This window comes from Aurantiacibacter luteus, from assembly GCF_001010945.1.
Classification (GTDB): Bacteria; Pseudomonadota; Alphaproteobacteria; order Sphingomonadales; family Sphingomonadaceae; genus Alteraurantiacibacter; species Alteraurantiacibacter luteus.
The window spans coordinates 1-521 of record NZ_LBHB01000014.1 but is presented as its reverse complement, the minus strand read 5'-3'; the positions used below and the strand labels follow the sequence as shown (position 1 = coordinate 521).

At 35.3% G+C, this 521-nt stretch carries 1 protein-coding gene; it reads right to left on the bottom strand.

All coding sequences use genetic code 11. The features are described from left to right. Nucleotides 1-197: 197 nt before the first annotated feature. A partial coding sequence (locus AAW00_RS14755; RefSeq protein ID WP_156170108.1) for a PIN domain-containing protein occupies nucleotides 198-521 on the bottom strand: 324 nt, incomplete at its 5' end.

Below are 521 nucleotides of genomic sequence, written 5' to 3'. Positions count from 1 at the left end.
AAAATAAAAGCTACGCTCTTGATGAGTGCTAAATTTCTTAAATACAGAGCTTCTGACATTAGGATAAATTTTCCAAAAGTAGTCATGGCGTGTACTCTGTATTGATTGCTTGTACTGATGTTTCAGTCTTTTCATTGTTCCTCCTAGGTAACATTACCTAGAAGGGATCCTCAGAATAGTAATTCATGCCTTTATCACTAAATTTGCCAGTTTTCTAAAACTAGTCCAAATTGTTTGAAATGATCAAAAATATGATCATTGCTGACTAAAATAAGATGATGACCAAGTGCATGAGCACCAATCATCAAATCCATTGACTGTACAGTGACACCCTGTAGACGTAATTCATTACGAACCTTGCCGTAAGCATGAGCGCACTGATCATCCCAATCTAAAATACTTAAGGTTTCTAAAAAAGAGTTTACACGATCAATATGCTTGGGAATATTCCCACCTTTTTCTAGGCCATAAACAATCTCAGCATGAGTAATCTGTGAAATAAATACACTATCAGGATTAAC